The sequence below is a fragment of the Vibrio sp. 2304 genome (genome assembly GCF_033339475.1).
Taxonomy (GTDB): Bacteria; Pseudomonadota; Gammaproteobacteria; order Enterobacterales; family Vibrionaceae; genus Vibrio; species Vibrio alginolyticus.
In genome coordinates, this window is the sequence record NZ_JAWOUQ010000005.1 from 74,628 (window position 1) to 91,462 (window position 16,835).

Annotated in this window: 18 protein-coding genes; 5 read left to right on the forward strand and 13 right to left on the reverse strand. The window is 44.1% G+C overall.

Annotation, left to right across the window (positions count from 1 at the left end; all coding sequences use genetic code 11):
* Nucleotides 1–6 precede the first annotated feature (6 nt).
* Both R7P64_RS11765 and R7P64_RS11770 read right to left on the reverse strand, forming a co-directional pair.
* Entirely contained in the window at nucleotides 7–750 is a 744-nt protein-coding gene (locus R7P64_RS11765) for a YggN family protein (RefSeq protein WP_005380283.1), read from the reverse strand.
* Between the two features lie 61 nt (nucleotides 751–811).
* Nucleotides 812–1,291, reverse strand: a complete 480-nt coding sequence (locus R7P64_RS11770) for a GreA/GreB family elongation factor (protein ID WP_005380280.1) — start codon at nucleotides 1,289–1,291, stop codon at nucleotides 812–814.
* A 76-nt stretch (nucleotides 1,292–1,367) separates the two neighbouring features.
* On the opposite strand from R7P64_RS11770, the gene R7P64_RS11775 reads away from it, so the two are divergent.
* On the forward strand, nucleotides 1,368–3,293 hold the full coding sequence (locus R7P64_RS11775; RefSeq protein WP_318119075.1) for a RecQ family ATP-dependent DNA helicase: 1,926 nt from the start codon (nucleotides 1,368–1,370) through the stop codon (nucleotides 3,291–3,293).
* On the opposite strand, the gene dinB is transcribed toward R7P64_RS11775, so the two are convergent.
* Nucleotides 3,290–4,354, reverse strand: a complete 1,065-nt coding sequence (gene dinB / locus R7P64_RS11780; protein WP_395229712.1) for a DNA polymerase IV — start codon at nucleotides 4,352–4,354, stop codon at nucleotides 3,290–3,292. The genes R7P64_RS11775 and dinB overlap by 4 nt on opposite strands.
* A gap of 76 nt (nucleotides 4,355–4,430) precedes the next feature.
* Entirely contained in the window at nucleotides 4,431–4,664 is a 234-nt protein-coding gene (locus R7P64_RS11785; RefSeq protein WP_005380277.1) for a DUF2789 domain-containing protein, read from the reverse strand.
* Nucleotides 4,665–4,851: 187 nt separating this feature from the next.
* Here R7P64_RS11785 and R7P64_RS11790 point away from each other — a divergent pair, with 187 nt between their 5' ends.
* A complete protein-coding gene (locus R7P64_RS11790; protein WP_318123550.1) occupies nucleotides 4,852–6,069 on the forward strand; it encodes a response regulator in 1,218 nt (405 codons plus the stop codon).
* 158 nt (nucleotides 6,070–6,227) lie between these two features.
* Here R7P64_RS11790 and nqrM read toward each other — a convergent pair whose 3' ends face one another.
* The 9 genes from nqrM to bolA all read right to left on the reverse strand — a co-directional run bounded on the left by nqrM (nucleotide 6,228) and on the right by bolA (nucleotide 14,271).
* Nucleotides 6,228–6,461 carry a (Na+)-NQR maturation NqrM gene (gene nqrM, locus R7P64_RS11795; RefSeq protein WP_005380273.1) on the reverse strand — a complete coding sequence of 78 codons (234 nt, stop codon included), beginning with the start codon at nucleotides 6,459–6,461 and terminating at the stop codon, nucleotides 6,228–6,230.
* A gap of 22 nt (nucleotides 6,462–6,483) precedes the next feature.
* Nucleotides 6,484–7,488, reverse strand: a complete 1,005-nt coding sequence (locus tag R7P64_RS11800) for an FAD:protein FMN transferase (protein WP_005380272.1) — start codon at nucleotides 7,486–7,488, stop codon at nucleotides 6,484–6,486.
* 157 nt (nucleotides 7,489–7,645) lie between these two features.
* Nucleotides 7,646–8,869 (reverse strand): NADH:ubiquinone reductase (Na(+)-transporting) subunit F, encoded by a 1,224-nt coding sequence (gene nqrF / locus R7P64_RS11805; protein ID WP_005380271.1) that lies wholly within the window; start codon nucleotides 8,867–8,869, stop codon nucleotides 7,646–7,648.
* A gap of 33 nt (nucleotides 8,870–8,902) precedes the next feature.
* Nucleotides 8,903–9,499 (reverse strand): NADH:ubiquinone reductase (Na(+)-transporting) subunit E, encoded by a 597-nt coding sequence (gene nqrE / locus R7P64_RS11810; RefSeq protein ID WP_005380270.1) that lies wholly within the window; start codon nucleotides 9,497–9,499, stop codon nucleotides 8,903–8,905.
* A 7-nt stretch (nucleotides 9,500–9,506) separates the two neighbouring features.
* A complete protein-coding gene (locus R7P64_RS11815) occupies nucleotides 9,507–10,139 on the reverse strand; it encodes an NADH:ubiquinone reductase (Na(+)-transporting) subunit D (protein WP_005380269.1) in 633 nt (210 codons plus the stop codon).
* Nucleotides 10,139–10,909, reverse strand: a complete 771-nt coding sequence (locus R7P64_RS11820) for a Na(+)-translocating NADH-quinone reductase subunit C (protein ID WP_005380267.1) — start codon at nucleotides 10,907–10,909, stop codon at nucleotides 10,139–10,141. Before R7P64_RS11820 ends, R7P64_RS11815 begins: the two co-directional genes overlap by 1 nt.
* A complete protein-coding gene (locus R7P64_RS11825) occupies nucleotides 10,899–12,143 on the reverse strand; it encodes an NADH:ubiquinone reductase (Na(+)-transporting) subunit B (protein WP_005380265.1) in 1,245 nt (414 codons plus the stop codon). Before R7P64_RS11825 ends, R7P64_RS11820 begins: the two co-directional genes overlap by 11 nt.
* Before the next feature lie 5 nt (nucleotides 12,144–12,148).
* Nucleotides 12,149–13,489, reverse strand: coding sequence for a Na(+)-translocating NADH-quinone reductase subunit A (locus R7P64_RS11830; protein WP_005380264.1), 1,341 nt, complete (start codon nucleotides 13,487–13,489; stop codon nucleotides 12,149–12,151).
* Between the two features lie 473 nt (nucleotides 13,490–13,962).
* A complete protein-coding gene (bolA, locus tag R7P64_RS11835) occupies nucleotides 13,963–14,271 on the reverse strand; it encodes a transcriptional regulator BolA (RefSeq protein WP_005380262.1) in 309 nt (102 codons plus the stop codon).
* 243 nt (nucleotides 14,272–14,514) lie between these two features.
* Between bolA and R7P64_RS11840 the strand changes: the two genes are divergently transcribed.
* From R7P64_RS11840 to R7P64_RS11850, 3 genes are read left to right on the forward strand one after another with little or no spacing between them, the layout of a single operon-like run.
* A complete protein-coding gene (locus tag R7P64_RS11840; RefSeq protein ID WP_005385302.1) occupies nucleotides 14,515–15,669 on the forward strand; it encodes a methyltransferase in 1,155 nt (384 codons plus the stop codon).
* Between the two features lie 32 nt (nucleotides 15,670–15,701).
* Nucleotides 15,702–16,271 carry a YajG family lipoprotein gene (locus tag R7P64_RS11845; protein WP_005380259.1) on the forward strand — a complete coding sequence of 190 codons (570 nt, stop codon included), beginning with the start codon at nucleotides 15,702–15,704 and terminating at the stop codon, nucleotides 16,269–16,271.
* Nucleotides 16,271–16,816, forward strand: coding sequence for a peptidylprolyl isomerase (locus tag R7P64_RS11850; protein ID WP_005380258.1), 546 nt, complete (start codon nucleotides 16,271–16,273; stop codon nucleotides 16,814–16,816). Before R7P64_RS11845 ends, R7P64_RS11850 begins: the two co-directional genes overlap by 1 nt.
* The last annotated feature ends 19 nt before the right edge of the window (nucleotides 16,817–16,835 follow it).

The following is a 16,835-nucleotide window of genomic DNA, read 5'->3' on the forward strand; positions in this document are numbered from 1 at the left end:
GAGTAATTAAATCGTAAATACTCGGTAATCTTTTAGCTCAGGGATTTTCTTCAACAGATCGTTTTCTTGCCCTGCCATGTCATCCAGCGAATCGCACAAGTCTTCTGCTTGTTGTTCTACCTCTTTCGAATGCTCGGCTAAACGCTCTTCTACTTTCGCGCTGAGTTCAGCCATACTCTCTGATAATGCAGTGAGGTTTATCCCTCCCTCTTCCTTCATTTTTTTCGATAAAGCATCCAACGAACTGGCTAAAAACTCTTTATTGAAGATCTCTTGTGCTTTTGCAAAGTCTTCAGTCCACCCTTGTGTCATAGACTCAAAACTCTCCGCAGGCAGGATGAAATCACCATCTTTGTAGTAACGTGATTCAACATCAGCGAAAAAGTCCTTTACTGCGACTTTTACATTATCAAACGCACCAGGTGCATCGAGGCTTTCCGCAACATCATCAATAATATCATTCGCAAGCGCTAAACCATCACTCGCCAATTGCTTTGCTTGTGGAATATACGCGTTCATTTTTTCGCGATAGTCTTCAATTGCCGCTTTTTGGTCGGCATTGAGTTCAATTAGCTCACCTTTGATGAAGAGGTTGTTATCCTCATCCACGACAGCTTTATCACCTGTCGTTTGGCGAATTTCCAAGCTTTGCCCATCCATACGGACTTCATTATTGATGTCCACACGACACTGCGCTGCATAACCAGTAGCACTGACCATCAGCAATGAGAGTGTAAAAAGCTTTTTCATGTCATTCTCTTTTATTTAACATTACTCGTGTTAAACATAACACTGAGTGATACATGAGATGTCAGCAAATCGTCACGACTTCGTAACAAGTTGTTTTATCTCCTATTTTCACGTCAACCTCATCACCTTCTTCTTTTCCGAACAACGCTCGACCCAGAGGAGATTTGGCTGTTAAGACAAAGACTTCCAGAGTCTGATATTGAACAGTCAAACCACCAGAGCAAGGGCCTACAAAGAAGTGCTTTTCGATCAAATTCTCATCTGCGAGAACAACGTAAGCACCAACACCAACAGGCGCATTCTTAAAGTTACGAGTCACTAGAGAACGATATTGACGCAACTCCTCTTCACTATCTTGAATTCGCATGGCTTGTCCATGAGCAAGATACGCGGCTTCAAGTGCCAATGTATCGTACTTGTGCTCGGGAACAGTTTCTTCATCTGTGGCGGCATCGATAGCTCGCTGAGCCGATGAATGGGCAACTTGAAGTTTTTCTTCCAGATGTTGGATGATAATTTGGACTAAGTCAGCTTTGTTCATACTTTTAGGACGCGCGTTTAGTACTCGGGGTGTGTTAATGTAGCCAAGTTTACCATCAAAGAAAGGTTTCCCTATTATGCAAAGTGACTCGCTGCATCAAACACTTCAATCTGTATTTGGTTTTGACTCATTACGCCAAGGTCAGCAACCCGTTATTGAAGCCGTTATGAATGGTTACTCTGCTGCGGCAATCTTTCCTACAGGCTCGGGGAAGTCACTCTGTTATCAACTACCTGCAACCATATTACCCAACCTTACGTTGGTGATCTCTCCGTTGTTGGCGTTAATGAAGGATCAACTGAGCTTTTTACAAAGTAAAGGAATCGCGGCCGCTTCTATCGATAGCAGTCAAAGTAGAGAAGAAGCACAACAGGTCATGGCTGGCGTGAAGAATGGACAAATCAAAACCTTGATGATTTCTGTTGAGCGACTAAAAAATGAGCGTTTTCGTGAATTCATTCGCCAAGTACCGATTTCTTTGATGGTCATTGATGAAGCGCACTGTATTTCCGAATGGGGGCATAACTTTCGTCCAGATTATCTCAAACTACCGCAATATCAACGTGAACTGAACATCCCACAGTCTTTACTTCTCACCGCAACGGCAACGCCTGCAGTTATTGAAGACATGCAAAAAAAGTTCGATATTTCCAGTGAACATATTACCGTTACAGGCTTCTACCGCTCTAATCTGGATATCTCGGTGATCCCGTGTGAGGAAACAAAGAAACAAGAACAGCTCAGTGAGATCATCGCCTCTTCACCTAAGCTTCCGACCATCGTATACGTGACGCAGCAGCAAACAGCAGAACGAGTAGCAAAGTCATTAATCCATATTGGCATTAACGCTCACGCATACCACGCTGGCATGAAAAGCGACGTTCGTGAACAAATCCAACAGCAGTTCATGGATGGCCAAATTGACTGTATTGTTGCAACGATTGCATTTGGTATGGGGGTCGATAAATCTGATATTCGACGCGTCATTCACTTCGACTTACCCAAATCAATCGAGAACTACGCACAAGAGATTGGACGTGCAGGCAGGGACGGGCAACGCTCGGAGTGCATTCTGCTAGGCAATACGTCCGGCCTAACGGTGTTGGAGAATTTTGTCTATGGTGACACACCAGAATTTACGTCAATTAACTATGTAGTCGAGCAAGCGAAAGAACATGCTCCACAATGGGAGGTAGTGCCACTGCGTTTGTCGCGTGAAAGTAATATCCGCCAATTGCCACTCAAAACCTTGTTGGTTTATTTGGAGCTACATAACGTCATTGAAGCAAAGTACAGTTACTTTGCGGAATATCGGTTTAAGTTTTTGCACGATCAGCAATTTATTGTGAATCAATTTCAAGGCGAGCGACGTCAATTTGTGGAGGCTATTTTTTCCTGCTCACAAAAAGCCAAAGTGTGGTGCCAAGTTGATCTAGAAGCGCTATGGATGAACTATCAATCGGAACGCAGCCGAGTTGTCGCAGCGCTCGACTATTTTCACCAGAACGGCTGGATAGAACTAGAGAGCAAACAACTGACGGACGTGTACTCAGTTATGCCAACCAAACAGAGCTCGGATGTTTTAATCCAACAACTGTATGAACTGTTCCAATCCAAAGAAAGCAAAGATATCGAAAGAATCCACACCATGCTGCACTTGTTCCAGTCCGAGCACTGTTTGAGCTCACAATTGGCGAACTACTTTGCGGATCACGATGCACCAAAGCAATGTGGTCACTGCTCCGTGTGTCGTGGTCACGTCGCCACATTCACAGCACCAGAACCTGAAGATATTGAACAATCTCAAGTATCGATATGGGCGCGGGAGTTTATTCAGCTTTCCCCATCGGCCATCAGTAATGATGCCGTTGCTCGCTTCTTGTGCGGAATCAGCACTCCTTTGATTAGCCAGCTAAAAGCCTCAAAGCTAGCAGGTTATGGTGCAATGGCAAATGTAAGTTTTGAGCAGGTATTAACGCAGGTAGAAACGGTAAGGGCCTAAAAAAAGCTCAATTGACGCGCTTGGTATTCGGGCTTGAGCATCACGTTCAAGCCTAAAAGGCGAATTTCCCGTCCATTTTGGCGTTTAAGAATATCTCTTAGCAAGATCTTGAAGTCCTCAAGCTCTAATTGCGGATGGATGTGCTCAATTGTTGTCAGTTGAAAGTCGGCAAATTTGACTTTAATACCTTGTTTAATAATCGACTTATCTGGGCTTGCACGCTCTAAACGTTTCTCGAGTTCAGGATAAAGTTTCTCCTCAATCACTTGCCAACATTCATCATAGGTTGCGATGTTCTGGCTGAATGTCCTTTCCACACCGACGGACTTTCTCTCGCGCTCAACAACGACTTCTCGATTATCAATTCCATGGCTTCGCTGCCATAAGGAGGCACCCTGACGACCAAACTGCCTCAACAACTCTCGATAGTCACTGTTTTTAATGTCCTCACATCGATAAAAACCGGCTTGGTGGAGCTTCTCAAGACTCACCTTCCCCACACCAGGAATGTTCTCTAGCGGAAGACTATCGATAACCTCTTGGACTTTCTCTGGCGGAATCACAAACTGACCGTTGGGCTTGTTCATGTCTGACGCGACCTTGGCAAGAAACTTTATCGGAGCAATGCCCGCCGATGCCGTCAACCCAAGTTCACTCCAGATATCGCGGCGAATTGACTCTGCGATCAACGTAGCGGAGCCACGGCAAGCTGTCGAGTCCGTGACATCGAGGTATGCTTCATCCAATGAGAGAGGTTCAATGATAGGCGTATAACGCTCAAAAATAGCACGAATCTGCTGAGAGACTTGCTTATATACATGCATTCTACCGGGCACAACCAACAAATGAGGACAGAGTTGCAACGCGCGCGCCGTTGACATTGCACTGCGAACACCATATTTACGCGCATCATAATTACAGGTGCTAATCACTCCACGCTGCTTTTCATGTCCGCCAACAGCGAGTGCAATGCCACGGTAACTGGGGTTATCTCTCATCTCTACGGCAGCATAAAAACAATCCATATCGACATGAATAATTTTTCTAATTCGATCTGACATAGCCATCAAAGCACTGTTCAAAAAAACAGTATAAATCAAATCTACCTGAAGAGAAATGGGCGTGTTTAAGCGAACGTCAATCTCGAAGCATTACGTCCAATTGATCGACTAATTCGGCCCAATCTGCATCTTCTTCGATGGCTTGTTTTAGAAAGTTCGCCTGTGACATCGTCCAAAAGCTAGCTTCATGTAAAGGCGCAGAATCTCTTTTGTGTCGATGTTGATTAATAAAATCTTTCATTTCTTGAGGAGAGCTACCGAGGCCCAGTTGTTGAAATAGCTCAGCCATACCATGTTGATGCATTTCCATACTACTTTCTCCCTACGTTAGCTAAACATAATTATATAACTAAGACAGGAATAATGATGTGATGTTAACGGATGCGTGTCAAACATTTGAGTAGTTGTTCTACTTTTGGTTGACATGTGTTTTTTGATGGCGATAAGTTTAATTTTAGTTATCATTGATTTTAAACAATTAATTTTGGGGACTGCGCTTGAGTAATAAGATTCTGGTTGTTGAAGATAGTCGTGCATTTAAAAACTTTCTTTGCCAAACAATAAGCCAAGCTGGTTATGAGGTCATCGCAGCGGAAAGCTACGCGGAGGCAAAGAACTTGTTATCTTCAGCACAGGACCTCTTCTGTGCGGTTTTAGACTATTGTTTACCGGATGCTCAAGATGGCGAGATTATTGACCTCGTTTTGGAACATGGTCATCGTGTCATTGTTTTAACGGCTCGATTTCAAGAAGACACTCGCGAAAAGATGCTTGCAAAAGGTGTCCTCGACTATATTTTGAAAGACAGCATGGCGTCCGTTTCCTATCTATTACCACTCCTCAAGCGACTAACCAACAATCAACAACACAAATGTTTAGTCGTTGATGATTCACACACCGTAAGAAGACACATTGCCCAACTTTTGGAGCATCAATATATTCAGACGTTGGAAGCTGACAATGGGCAAAAAGCCCTAGAGCTTGTCGAGCAAAATCCAGATATCACTCTCGTTTTAACCGACCATGATATGCCCGTTAAAGATGGCATTACTATGGTGCGTGAATTACGTCGGAAGTGGGATAAAAATCAATTAGCCATTCTCGGCTTGTCGGGTAGTAACTCTAAGACCATGACGGCTAGGTTTCTAAAAGCAGGGGCCAATGACTTTTTATACAAGCCATTTAATCAAGAAGAATTTTTTTGCCGTATTCACCAACTGTTAGATATCAAAGACGCAACATCTGAACTGTTTAAAATGGCAAATCAAGATGCGCTAACGGGCTTATGGAACCGCCGCTTTCTGTTTGAGCAACCCCATGTAGAAAACGCTCAAAGAAACATCGCGATGCTTGATATCGATTTCTTTAAGCAAGTAAATGATACACACGGACATGAGGGCGGCGATGCAGTGTTAGTCATGATAGCGAATATTCTAAAAATCTATTTTCCAAATGATATTGTCGTTAGGCTTGGTGGCGAGGAGTTTTGTATTCAAGCCAGTGGCGACTATGACGGCTTTCTAACACGCTTAGAACAAATGAGACAGCGCATAGAAAAAACGCCAATAACTTATTTGGACAAAAACATTCTTGTGACCGCGAGTATTGGTGTAAGCAACATCGAGGGGGAGCTGGAACAACAAATAAAAGTGGCGGATGAGCGACTTTACATGGCCAAAGAGAACGGACGTAACCAAATCATTTCTTCGTCCTAATGACTATCAGTGTGGTCTTGCTCTGTAACATGAGAGAAAGAAACAACAAAACACGGTATTGGGCTCTTTCTCGGACATCTGAGCTTTGGTTAGCTGCCTAAAAATAAAGCTCAGCAGAACGCTGAGCTTTATCACTTTCTTAGTACGATTAACCAATACTAAGCAATTCTATCTTTTTCCCACGCCGCCAATTTCTCAGCACGCGCAGCCTCGCGCGCTTCACGTTTTTTACGCGCATCGCAGGGTTCTGGACAATTACACACTTTTTCGATGCCAACTGCCCCTAAGCCACCACAGCTACCTTTCACGACTTTCTTTTGGAAAATGTATCCGACAGCCATTGCAGTGATTACCGCGACAAACACAGCAAAGGTAATTAGAAATGTATTCATAAAAACATGCTCACTTCTGTTGTTATTTCTTCATGAATGGCTTGTATGCTTCCGAAGCCAACTCTTTAAAACCATCTTCCGTTTTCACAATCATGAAAACAGGAATATTATTTTCGTTCGCAATTGCCATGCCTTTGTCTTCACCTAGCACCATAAGACCAGTTGCAAGACCATCAGCAGTCATCGACGATTTATCTAATACCGTTACAGACACCACTTTATGATGAATTGGTTTGCCTGTTCGTGGATTAATAATATGAGAGTATCTCACACCATTACTCTCAAAGTAATTACGATAGTCACCACTTGTTGCAATTGCCATGTCGCCTGGTTCAATAATTTCTTGAATTGAACGTTCATCAACGGTCGGTTTTTCAATTGCGATACGCCAAGGCACACCTTCACGATTGACACCTTTGAGACGCATTTCACCGCCAACTTCGACCATAAAGTTCTGTACCCCTTCAGATTGAAGGTAGTCAGCAACCACGTCAACCCCCCAACCTTTCGCAATCGTCGATAGGTCGACGTACAAGTTAGGAAGGTCTTTGGACAGTGTATTACCATCAACAGATAGGTGGTGAATACCGGTATTTGCTTTGCGAGCAGCGAGTTCTTCATCGGTTGGAACTACATCTGGACGAGCTTCTGGACCAAACCCCCACAGGTTAACTAGAGGGCCGACCGTCACATCCAATGCACCTAAAGTAAGACCGTTAAGGCGAATTGCTTCTTTCACTACCGTTGCAGTTTGTGTCGAAACTGTAAATGGCTCGCTCGTTTGATGCTGATTAAAACGACTTAACTCTGAGTCGTCACGATAGGTCGACATTTGGTCATTAACCTCTTCCAATAAGCGATCAATTTCTGTCTGCATCGCTTTTGGCGTTGGAATACCATCTTGCTCGATATACTTGATGTTGTAAGAAGTCCCCATGGTAGGGCCACTTAAATGAATTTGATCGGCAGGCTGCTCACAGCCAGCCAAAATCAATAGAGAAGCAAATGCAACAAGCCACTTTTTCACTTGTTAACTCCCAATGTTGTTGAATTGATATGGGAAATAGGATCAATCCTTTCAATCCGATTACCTATATCAACTGTTGAGTATCAGTTTTATGTCTATAAAAAATAATGGCTAGCTCTCTTGGAGAGCTAGCCATAGATTCAATCACTTGGAGGAATTAACCACCGAAGTCATCTAGTAGGATGTTTTCATCCTCTACACCTAGATCTTTTAGCATGCCGATTACAGCAGCGTTCATCATAGGTGGACCACACATGTAGTATTCACAGTCTTCTGGCGCTTCGTGATCACGTAGGTAGTTCTCGTAAAGAACGTTGTGAATAAAGCCAGTGTAACCATCCCAGTTATCTTCTGGAAGTGGATCAGACAGTGCACAGTGCCATACGAAGTTGTCATTCTCAGCTTGTAGCATATCGAAGTCTTCTACGTAGAACATTTCACGCTTAGAACGTGCGCCGTACCAGAAAGACATCTTACGCTTAGAGTGCAGACGCTTAAGTTGGTCGAAGATGTGTGAGCGCATTGGAGCCATACCAGCACCACCACCAACGAATACCATTTCTGCATCTGTATCTTTCGCAAAGAACTCACCAAATGGACCAGAAATAGTACACTTGTCGCCTTCTTTTAGAGACCAGATGTACGAAGACATGATGCCTGGTGGTACGTCTGGGTTGTTCGGCGGCGGAGTTGCGATACGAACGTTAAGCATGATGATACCGTGCTCTTCTGGGTAGTTAGCCATAGAGTATGCACGAATGGTCTCTTCATTAACTTTAGACTCGTAACGGAAAAGGTTGAACTTCTCCCAGTCTTCACGGTATTCCTCAGGAATATCGTAGTCTGCGTATTTCACGTGGTGAGCAGGAGCTTCAATCTGGATGTAACCACCAGCACGGAAAGGTACTGATTCGCCATCTGGAATTTGTAGCTTAAGCTCTTTGATGAATGTCGCTTTGTTATCGTTAGAGATAACAGTACATTCCCACTTCTTAACGCCGAAGATTTCTTCAGGAAGCTCGATATCCATGTCAGTTTTCATTGCAACCTGACACGCTAGACGCTCACCTTCACGCGCTTCACCTTTAGTAATATGGTCAAGCTCGGTTGGTAGGATGTCGCCACCACCTGATTTAACTTTTACGCGACACTGACCACATGAGCCACCGCCACCACAAGCAGAAGATACGAATACGCCAGCACCTGCTAGAGCACTCAGTAGCTTACCACCTGGTTGTGTAACGATCGCCAGAGAAGGGTCATCGTTCACAGAAATTGTAATGTCACCTGTTGGTACAAGCTTAGACTTAGCGAAAAGAATCACTAGTACTAGTGCTAGTACGATCAGAGTAAACATCACTACACCAAGAATAATGTCCATTGACTATTCCTTAATTGTTGCGGTTTACCCGACTTACAGTTGAACACCAGAGAAAGACATAAAGCCTAACGCCATAAGACCTACAGTGATAAATGTGATACCAAGACCACGTAGACCTGGAGGTACGTCAGAGTACTTCATCTTCTCACGGATACCTGCAAGAGCAACGATTGCTAGCATCCAGCCCACACCAGAGCCGAAACCGTAAACGATCGATTCAGCAAAGTTGTAGTCACGTTGTACCATGAAAGATACACCACCGAAGATTGCACAGTTTACTGTGATCAGCGGTAGGAAGATGCCTAGCGCGTTGTACAAAGGTGGGAAGAAACGGTCTAGGACCATCTCTAGAATCTGTACAAGTGCTGCAATTACACCGATAAAGGTGATGAAGTTTAGGAAGCTAAGGTCCACGCCCTCAACTAACGCGTTCTCTCTCAGAACTAGGTTGTATACCAGGTTGTTCACAGGAACAGCGATAGTCAGAACTACCACAACTGCAACACCTAGGCCGAAAGAGGTCTTAACCTTCTTAGATACGGCAAGGAAAGTACACATACCTAGGAAGAAAGACAGAGCCATGTTTTCGATGAAAATCGATTTAACTAACAGACTAATGTAATGTTCCATGACGTCCTTACTCCTTCGCTTCTACTTGTTCTGGTTTCAGAATACGGATTACCCAGATAAGGAAGCCGATTAGGAAGAATGCTGATGGTGCTAGTAGCATTAGGCCGTTAGGCTGGTACCAACCACCGTTGCTCACTAGAGGTAGAACTTCTAGACCAAATAGTTTGCCTGAGCCAAATAGCTCACGGAAGAAACCTACAGTGATAAGAACGAAGCCGTAACCTAGACCGTTACCAATACCGTCAATAAGAGATGGTACTGGCGCAGACTTCATTGCGAATGCTTCAGCACGACCCATTACGATACAGTTAGTGATAATCAGACCAACGAATACAGATAGCTGTTTAGAGATATCGTATAGGTAAGCTTTTAGCACTTGGTCTACCACAATTACTAACGATGCAATGATTGCCATCTGAACGATGATACGCACACTGTTAGGAATGTGGTTACGGATCAATGAAACAGAGAAGTTAGACAACGCAGTTACAAATGTTACCGCTAGTGTCATTACAAAAGCTGTTTCTAGTTTAGTTGTTACTGCAAGAGCAGAACATACACCAAGAACTTGTAGCGCGATTGGGTTGTTATCCAATACTGGCGCTAGAATGCTCTTTTTAACGTTTTGTGCACTAGACATTAGTTAAGTTCTCCGTCACGAACTTTTGCTAGGAAAGGACCAAAGCCCATATCACCTAACCAGAAGTCAAATGTGTGTTGAACACCATTACTAGTGAGCGTCGCTCCTGATAAGCCATCAACACCGTGCTCAGAACCTTGCGGTGCGCCGCCTTTCACGACCTTAATCGCTGGCTGGTGATCTTCATTGTACAATTTCTTGCCAATGAATTGATCGCGCCATGAAGGGTTCTCTACTTCACCACCAAGTCCAGGAGTTTCACCTTGCTCGTAGTAAGTAATAGCAGACACAGTGTTACCATCAGTTTCAACGGCTACAAAGGCATACATCATCGACCATAGTCCTTTACCGTGCATAGGCAGGATAACTTTTTGGACTTCATCTTGATCTTTTACAAGGTACACCACTGCTGTATTCGCGCGACGACGGATATCAGCTACGTCTTCTTCTGGTGTCAATGCGATTGAACGTTCTGCATCTTTTGATGCTTCACGTTGATCGTACGTAGATGCATTACCCTCAGTAAAGTTACCTGTTTCAAGGTCTACTAGACGAGGTTCGATGTACTCAGCAAATAGCTCTGGTACTTTCTTACCGTTTGCGTCAATGCCTGCAACTTCAACGATCTTTGATTGCTTATCTAGGACAGCGTTAGCTTTTTGCTTATCACGCAGACCTACTGCTGCTGTTGATACGATGATTGAACAAACAAGGCTCAACCCGATAACAACACCCAGCGTCTTTTTAATGCTGTCGTTATTACTTGCCATAGCGTGCTAGTCTCCGCTTGATGTTCTTCTCAATCACTACATGGTCGAACAGAGGTGCGAATAGGTTCGCGAATAGAATCGCCAGCATCATACCTTCTGGGTACGCTGGGTTAACTACACGGATCATCACACACATTGCACCAATCAGGATGCCGTACCACCATTTACCTTTGCTAGTAAATGACGCTGATACTGGGTCCGTTGCCATGAAGAACATACCGAATGCAAAACCACCTAGAACTAGGTGCCAGTGCCATGGCATATTAAACATTGGATTAGTGTCAGAACCGATCACGTTAAACAGAGTCGATACTGCGATCATACCGATCATCACACCCGCAATGATGCGCCATGAAGCGATTCGCATGTAAACGATCATCGCTGCACCGATCATTAGAGCTAGAGTCGATACTTCACCAATAGAGCCAGGGATGTTACCGATGAACGCGTCCATCCAAGTGATAGGAGCGCCAGTTACTGTGTTAACTAGAGCACCGTTACCACCTTGAGCCCATTGGCTAAGAGCAGTTGCACCAGAGAAGCCGTCAGCTGCAGTCCATACTACGTCACCCGAAATTTGTGCTGGGTAAGCGAAGAATAGAAATGCACGACCTGCAAGTGCAGGGTTAAGGAAGTTACGACCTGTACCACCGAAGATCTCTTTTGCTACAACAACACCAAATGTGATACCTAGTGCCGCTTGCCATAGAGGTAGCGTTGGTGGAACGATAAGTGCGAATAAGATAGAAGTTACAAAGAAACCTTCGTTAACTTCGTGTTTACGCACCATACAGAACAACACTTCCCAGAAGCCACCAACAATAAATACTGTTGCGTAGATTGGCAGGAAGTAAGTCGCACCTAGTAGCATCTTACTGCCAACACCCGCTTCCGCACCGATAGTGCCGCCAAGCATTTCTGTTAGCCAGTAGTGCCAGTTACCTGCGATAACTGTCGCTAGTTGGTCACCAGCGTACATGTGGTTAAGTGCTGCAATAGCTTGGCCACCTGCGTTGTACATACCCCAGAACATTGCTGGGAATACCGCAAACCAAACCATGATCATGATACGTTTTAGGTCAACGCTATCACGAACGTGCGAGCTTTTATTTGTTACGATACCTGGCGTGTAAAAAACTGTTGCTACAGCTTCGTACAGGGCAAACCATTTTTCGTGTTTGCCACCAGGCTCAAAATGATGCTCGATGTCTTCAAGAAACTTTTTAAGAGCCATGAAAATTACCCTTCCTTCTCGATAGTATCTAGGCATTCACGAAGTAACGTACCGTACTCGTACTTACCTGGACATACAAAGGTACACAATGCTAGATCTTCTTCATCCAGTTCAAGCGCACCCAGTGCTTGAGCACTGTCTGTGTCGCCGGCACATAGATCACGAAGCAGCAAAGTAGGCTCCATATCTAGAGGCATTACGCGTTCGTAGTTGCCAATTGGAACCATTGAACGATCACTACCATTGGTCGTCGTTGTCATATTGAACAACTGACCTTTGAATACGTGACCAAGGAAAGAGCGAGTTACCGAGAACTTATTCTTACCAGGCATTGCCCAGCCAAATAGTTCTTTTTCACGGCCTTCACGTAATACAGAAACCTGTTGATGGTAACGGCCAAGGTATGCGTGTGGACCAGTTGCATGTGTACCTGTTAGTACTGAACCAGAGATCACACGAACTTCGCCAGGCATCAGCTCGTTATCTGTTAGGTCATCTAAGCTTGCACCCATTACGGTACGAACTAGACGAGGGTTATTCACAACTGGGCCAGCTAGAGACACAACACGATCTGTGCATAGCTCACCAGTTAGGAACAGCTTACCGAACGCGATAACGTCTTGGTAGTTGATGCTCCATGCCACATTCTCTGCATTTACTGGGTATAGGAAATGCATGTGGGTGCCAGCAAGACCTGCTGGGTGAGGGCCATCGAAGACGTGTTCTTCTACGTTAGACTGTGAAGAGCGTGGCAAGCTAGTGCCAGATTTACATACGTAAACCTTGCCTTCTGTCAGGGCTGAAAGAATGTCTAGACCAGCAATGAATGCTTCTTGTTGCTCATTAATGATCAACTCAGGCTTAGCTGCTAGTGGATTAGTATCCATTGCAGTTACGAAAATAGCCTTAGTAGAAGACTCGATTGCAGGAACCTTGCTAAACGGACGAGTACGTAAAGCGGTCCATAAGCCAGAGTCAACCAACTGAGTCTTGATCACTTCACGATCTAGACCTGAAAGTTGAGCGGCTTCGAACTTATCAAATGTCACCTGCTCTTCACCTGCCACTTCAATCACTACAGATTGAAGGACACGTTTAGCGCCACGGTTAACTTCGATCACTTTACCGGCTGCTGGTGCAGTAAATTTCACGCCTGGGTTCTTTTTATCTTCAAAAAGAACTTGCGCTTTTTTCACTTCATCACCAACGCGGACATGCATGGTAGGTCGCATGCCAACGTACTCTTCGCCAAGCAAGGCGACTTTTTTGATGGTCTTACCATCATTAATCACCTGGGATGGAGTTCCTGCGATAGGAAGATCCAAGCCCTTCTTTATTGTAATCATACGCACTTGCACTACTTTTATCGGGAAAAAGATTCTTTTGATTGCGTAACTTTTAGACACGACATCAGTGTCCGGTTTTGATGTTGTTTTAAACATCAAAATCGCAACATCCTATTAAAAATCTCGTCACAAGGAATACGCGAGATTTATCAGGTGCCGTAGTCTAGCATTTTTTAGGAACTTGATGCCATGATCAATCATTAGAATAGAGGGGTTATTTCGGTAGAATCAGGTCTAAAAGGTCAAAGAATAGTCATAACTTTGACCCATCGCACAAATGCCATATTCCATACATATCTTATGGAAAAGTGATATTCATCGCCTGAAATATTCTGCAATTTCCATTCATTTGTTGAAACACTGTTAACACATTTTTTAACCAGAATTTGTGCCACGTTAACGTCCCTAAAGAATGTAAAACGAAAAAAGATGGCCTTAAGCCACCTTTCTCTGCACCTTTATATCTTGCGTTTTTAGTGACCGCCACCCATACACATCGGGCTATCAGGGGCGCCATCTTGTTCACGCTTCCACTCTTCATCAGTGTATGTATGAATAGCTAATGCATGAATGTGGTTATCCAGTTCATCTGCCAAAATTTGATGAACTTGACGATGGCGCCCAATCAAACGCTGTCCCGCGAACGAATCACTCACAACAATCACTTTGAAATGACTCTCTGAGCCTGGTGGCACATTATGCATGTAGCTCTCATTAATGACTTTGAGATAGCTGGGTTGCAGCTCACTGTGTAGTTTCTTCTCTATGATTTCTTGGATCATATTCGTTCCTCATTGATGCGAATTCCATAAGTATATACCTAAGTAAAGCAGACATGCATCACTCAAACGTCACTCTCATTATTGACGCACTTTGTAGACATATTGTCTCAAGGCGCTCGACTCCATGAACATGCCTAGAGAGCAGTCATCACTGAACTCGTAAAATTTGACAGCTTTTTGTATCTCGACACGTCATCATTTGCGACAATAACACTTAATTTCTAAATCAACTTACATTTAGCTATGAAAACCGAACTGAACCTTCACGAGCGAAGCTTAACACTTCATCGTTTCCCAAAACGTAGTAACGAAACGCTACAAGCGTGGGATGCCGGTGATGAGTATCTTATTAATCATGTTGAAGAGCTTGCTTTGCCAGACAATCAAAACATCCTCGTGATTAATGACAGCTTTGGTGCCCTCTCCTGCTGGTTTTCGGAAAAGCACCATGTAACGCTAATGAGTGATTCATTCATCTCACATAAAGGTGCACAGCAAAATCTCGAGCAAAACCAGTGCAATAAAGTAGCGTTTGCCACCACGATGGACCTCGTTCCTGCCAATATTGATCTCGTCTTGCTGCAACTGCCCAAAAGTAACCGCCATCTAGTGTGGATACTAAGCCAATTAAGAAAGGCGCTACCGGCTTCCTGCCCCGTCATTGCAGTCAATAAAGCGAAAGACATTCATACTTCGACGCTAAAACTGTTTGAAAAATACTTAGGCGAAACAAAAACATCTTTGGCCTGGAAAAAGCACAGATTGGTGTTTTCTCAAGCAACAGTTGAGCCTCCGATTGAAGTGATGCCTTTCACGACTTGGCGCGTTGATGGCGAAGATATCGAACTCAAGAACATGCCAAATGTCTATTCAGGAGAAAGTTTAGATTTAGGTGCACGCTTTATGCTGCAGCACCTGCCTCAAGACCCTTCGATAGACAATGTCATCGACCTCGGCTGCGGCAATGGTGTTCTGTCTGTTAAATTTGGTCAGTTGAATCCAAATGCTCGGCTAACATGTGTTGATGAAAGTTTTATGGCGCTTGAATCAGCAAAACAGAACCTACGCGACAACCTTGGTGAAAATAGAGACATACAGTGCATAGCGAACAATTGCTTGGACGGTTTTAAACACAGCAGCAGCTCTATGGTTATGTGTAATCCACCGTTTCATCAACAACAGGCAATCACCGATCATATTGCTTGGCAAATGTTCTGCGATGCTAAACAAGTATTAAGTGAAAATGGCCGTTTACTGGTTATCGGAAATCGTCACCTCGGGTACGACGCAAAACTCAAACGTCTGTTTGGCGATAAAAATGTGAAACTTATCGCTTCCAACAATAAGTTTGTGATTTTACAGGCTACAAAAAATCCTGCTAAATTAAGCGCAAAATAAGCTTTAGCAAAATAGTTAAAAGGAATAATAAAATGAGAAAATTGGTACTTGCGGCTTCGGTTGCGTTGCTTGCTGCGTGTTCAGCCCCTCAACAACCTCAGCTGAACCTGATGCCAGAAAGCACATTGAGCACCAATCCAATTGTTCAAGGCAAGACTTACAGTTTGACCAGCAAAGATGTACGTGCAGCGCAGTACGTGGCGTTGGTGGATAACGGCCGTTCGAACATTCTTCCTCTTCATGCTAAACAGAATTTACGTATTGCGTTAGAAGAAGCATTAGAGAAGCAATTCTCATCTCAAGGTTTCCATGCGGATCTAAACAGCAACAACGCGATTGAATTGAGCGTTCAAGAAGCGTTGGTCAACGTGAAGCATTCGGTGATGGAAAATGAGATGGATGCTAAAGTTGTGCTGGAAATCACAGCAGAGACACCTGAGGGCAAGCTAGTCAAAACTTATACAGGTACAGCAAAGCGATCTGGCACATTGAGTGCTTCTGATGCCGATATTGAAGAGACATTGAATGATGTGGTGACATTGACGCTTAAAGAGATTGCCAATGACCCTGAGCTTCGTCAATACATGCAGGAGCGTTTCTAATGTTACGCAAAGCGATTCTGTCTTTAGCACTACTCAGCTGCAGCGTTTGGGCTGGACCAAAAGTAGCGTTTGAAACGACACTTGGTTCATTTACGGTTGAGTTAAACGAAGAGAAAGCACCTATCACTGTCGCTAATTTTCTAAAATATGTAGAAGATGGGAGCTACGAGGGTACTATTTTTCATCGTATTATCCCAGGCTTCATGGCACAAGGTGGCGGCTTTAACCAAGATATGCAGATGGTGAAAACATACGCGCCAATCAAAAACGAAGGAAATAATGGTCTAAACAATGACCGTGCTACCATCGCCATGGCACGAACCAATGCACCAAACTCTGCAACTCGTCAGTTTTTCGTCAACTTAGTCGACAATGACTTTCTCAACTATGGCGCTCGACCACCAGGTTATGCTGTATTTGGTGAGGTTACTGAGGGGTTCGACGTTATCCAGAAAATGGCTCAGCAGCCGACCACGACGGTAGGCCGAATGCGTGATGTACCAGAGACGCAAATCGTCATCACCAAAGCTACACTACTTAAATAGCCAAAACGATAAGCCCTTT

What these genes read in the sequence shown, in the direction of transcription:
- R7P64_RS11765 (WP_005380283.1), bottom strand. Translation starts at nt 750, where the DNA reads ATGAAAAAGCTTTTTACACTCTCATTGCTGATGGTCAGTGCTACTGGT.
- R7P64_RS11770 (WP_005380280.1), bottom strand. Translation starts at nt 1,291, where the DNA reads ATGAACAAAGCTGACTTAGTCCAAATTATCATCCAACATCTGGAAGAA.
- R7P64_RS11775 (WP_318119075.1), top strand. Translation starts at nt 1,368, where the DNA reads ATGCAAAGTGACTCGCTGCATCAAACACTTCAATCTGTATTTGGTTTT.
- dinB (WP_395229712.1), bottom strand. Translation starts at nt 4,354, where the DNA reads ATGTCAGATCGAATTAGAAAAATTATTCATGTCGATATGGATTGTTTT.
- R7P64_RS11785 (WP_005380277.1), bottom strand. Translation starts at nt 4,664, where the DNA reads ATGGAAATGCATCAACATGGTATGGCTGAGCTATTTCAACAACTGGGC.
- nqrM (WP_005380273.1), bottom strand. Translation starts at nt 6,461, where the DNA reads ATGAATACATTTCTAATTACCTTTGCTGTGTTTGTCGCGGTAATCACT.
- nqrF (WP_005380271.1), bottom strand. Translation starts at nt 8,869, where the DNA reads ATGGACATTATTCTTGGTGTAGTGATGTTTACTCTGATCGTACTAGCA.
- nqrE (WP_005380270.1), bottom strand. Translation starts at nt 9,499, where the DNA reads ATGGAACATTACATTAGTCTGTTAGTTAAATCGATTTTCATCGAAAAC.
- R7P64_RS11815 (WP_005380269.1), bottom strand. Translation starts at nt 10,139, where the DNA reads ATGTCTAGTGCACAAAACGTTAAAAAGAGCATTCTAGCGCCAGTATTG.
- R7P64_RS11820 (WP_005380267.1), bottom strand. Translation starts at nt 10,909, where the DNA reads ATGGCAAGTAATAACGACAGCATTAAAAAGACGCTGGGTGTTGTTATC.
- R7P64_RS11825 (WP_005380265.1), bottom strand. Translation starts at nt 12,143, where the DNA reads ATGGCTCTTAAAAAGTTTCTTGAAGACATCGAGCATCATTTTGAGCCT.
- R7P64_RS11830 (WP_005380264.1), bottom strand. Translation starts at nt 13,489, where the DNA reads ATGATTACAATAAAGAAGGGCTTGGATCTTCCTATCGCAGGAACTCCA.
- bolA (WP_005380262.1), bottom strand. Translation starts at nt 14,271, where the DNA reads ATGATCCAAGAAATCATAGAGAAGAAACTACACAGTGAGCTGCAACCC.
- R7P64_RS11840 (WP_005385302.1), top strand. Translation starts at nt 14,515, where the DNA reads ATGAAAACCGAACTGAACCTTCACGAGCGAAGCTTAACACTTCATCGT.
- R7P64_RS11845 (WP_005380259.1), top strand. Translation starts at nt 15,702, where the DNA reads ATGAGAAAATTGGTACTTGCGGCTTCGGTTGCGTTGCTTGCTGCGTGT.
- R7P64_RS11850 (WP_005380258.1), top strand. Translation starts at nt 16,271, where the DNA reads ATGTTACGCAAAGCGATTCTGTCTTTAGCACTACTCAGCTGCAGCGTT.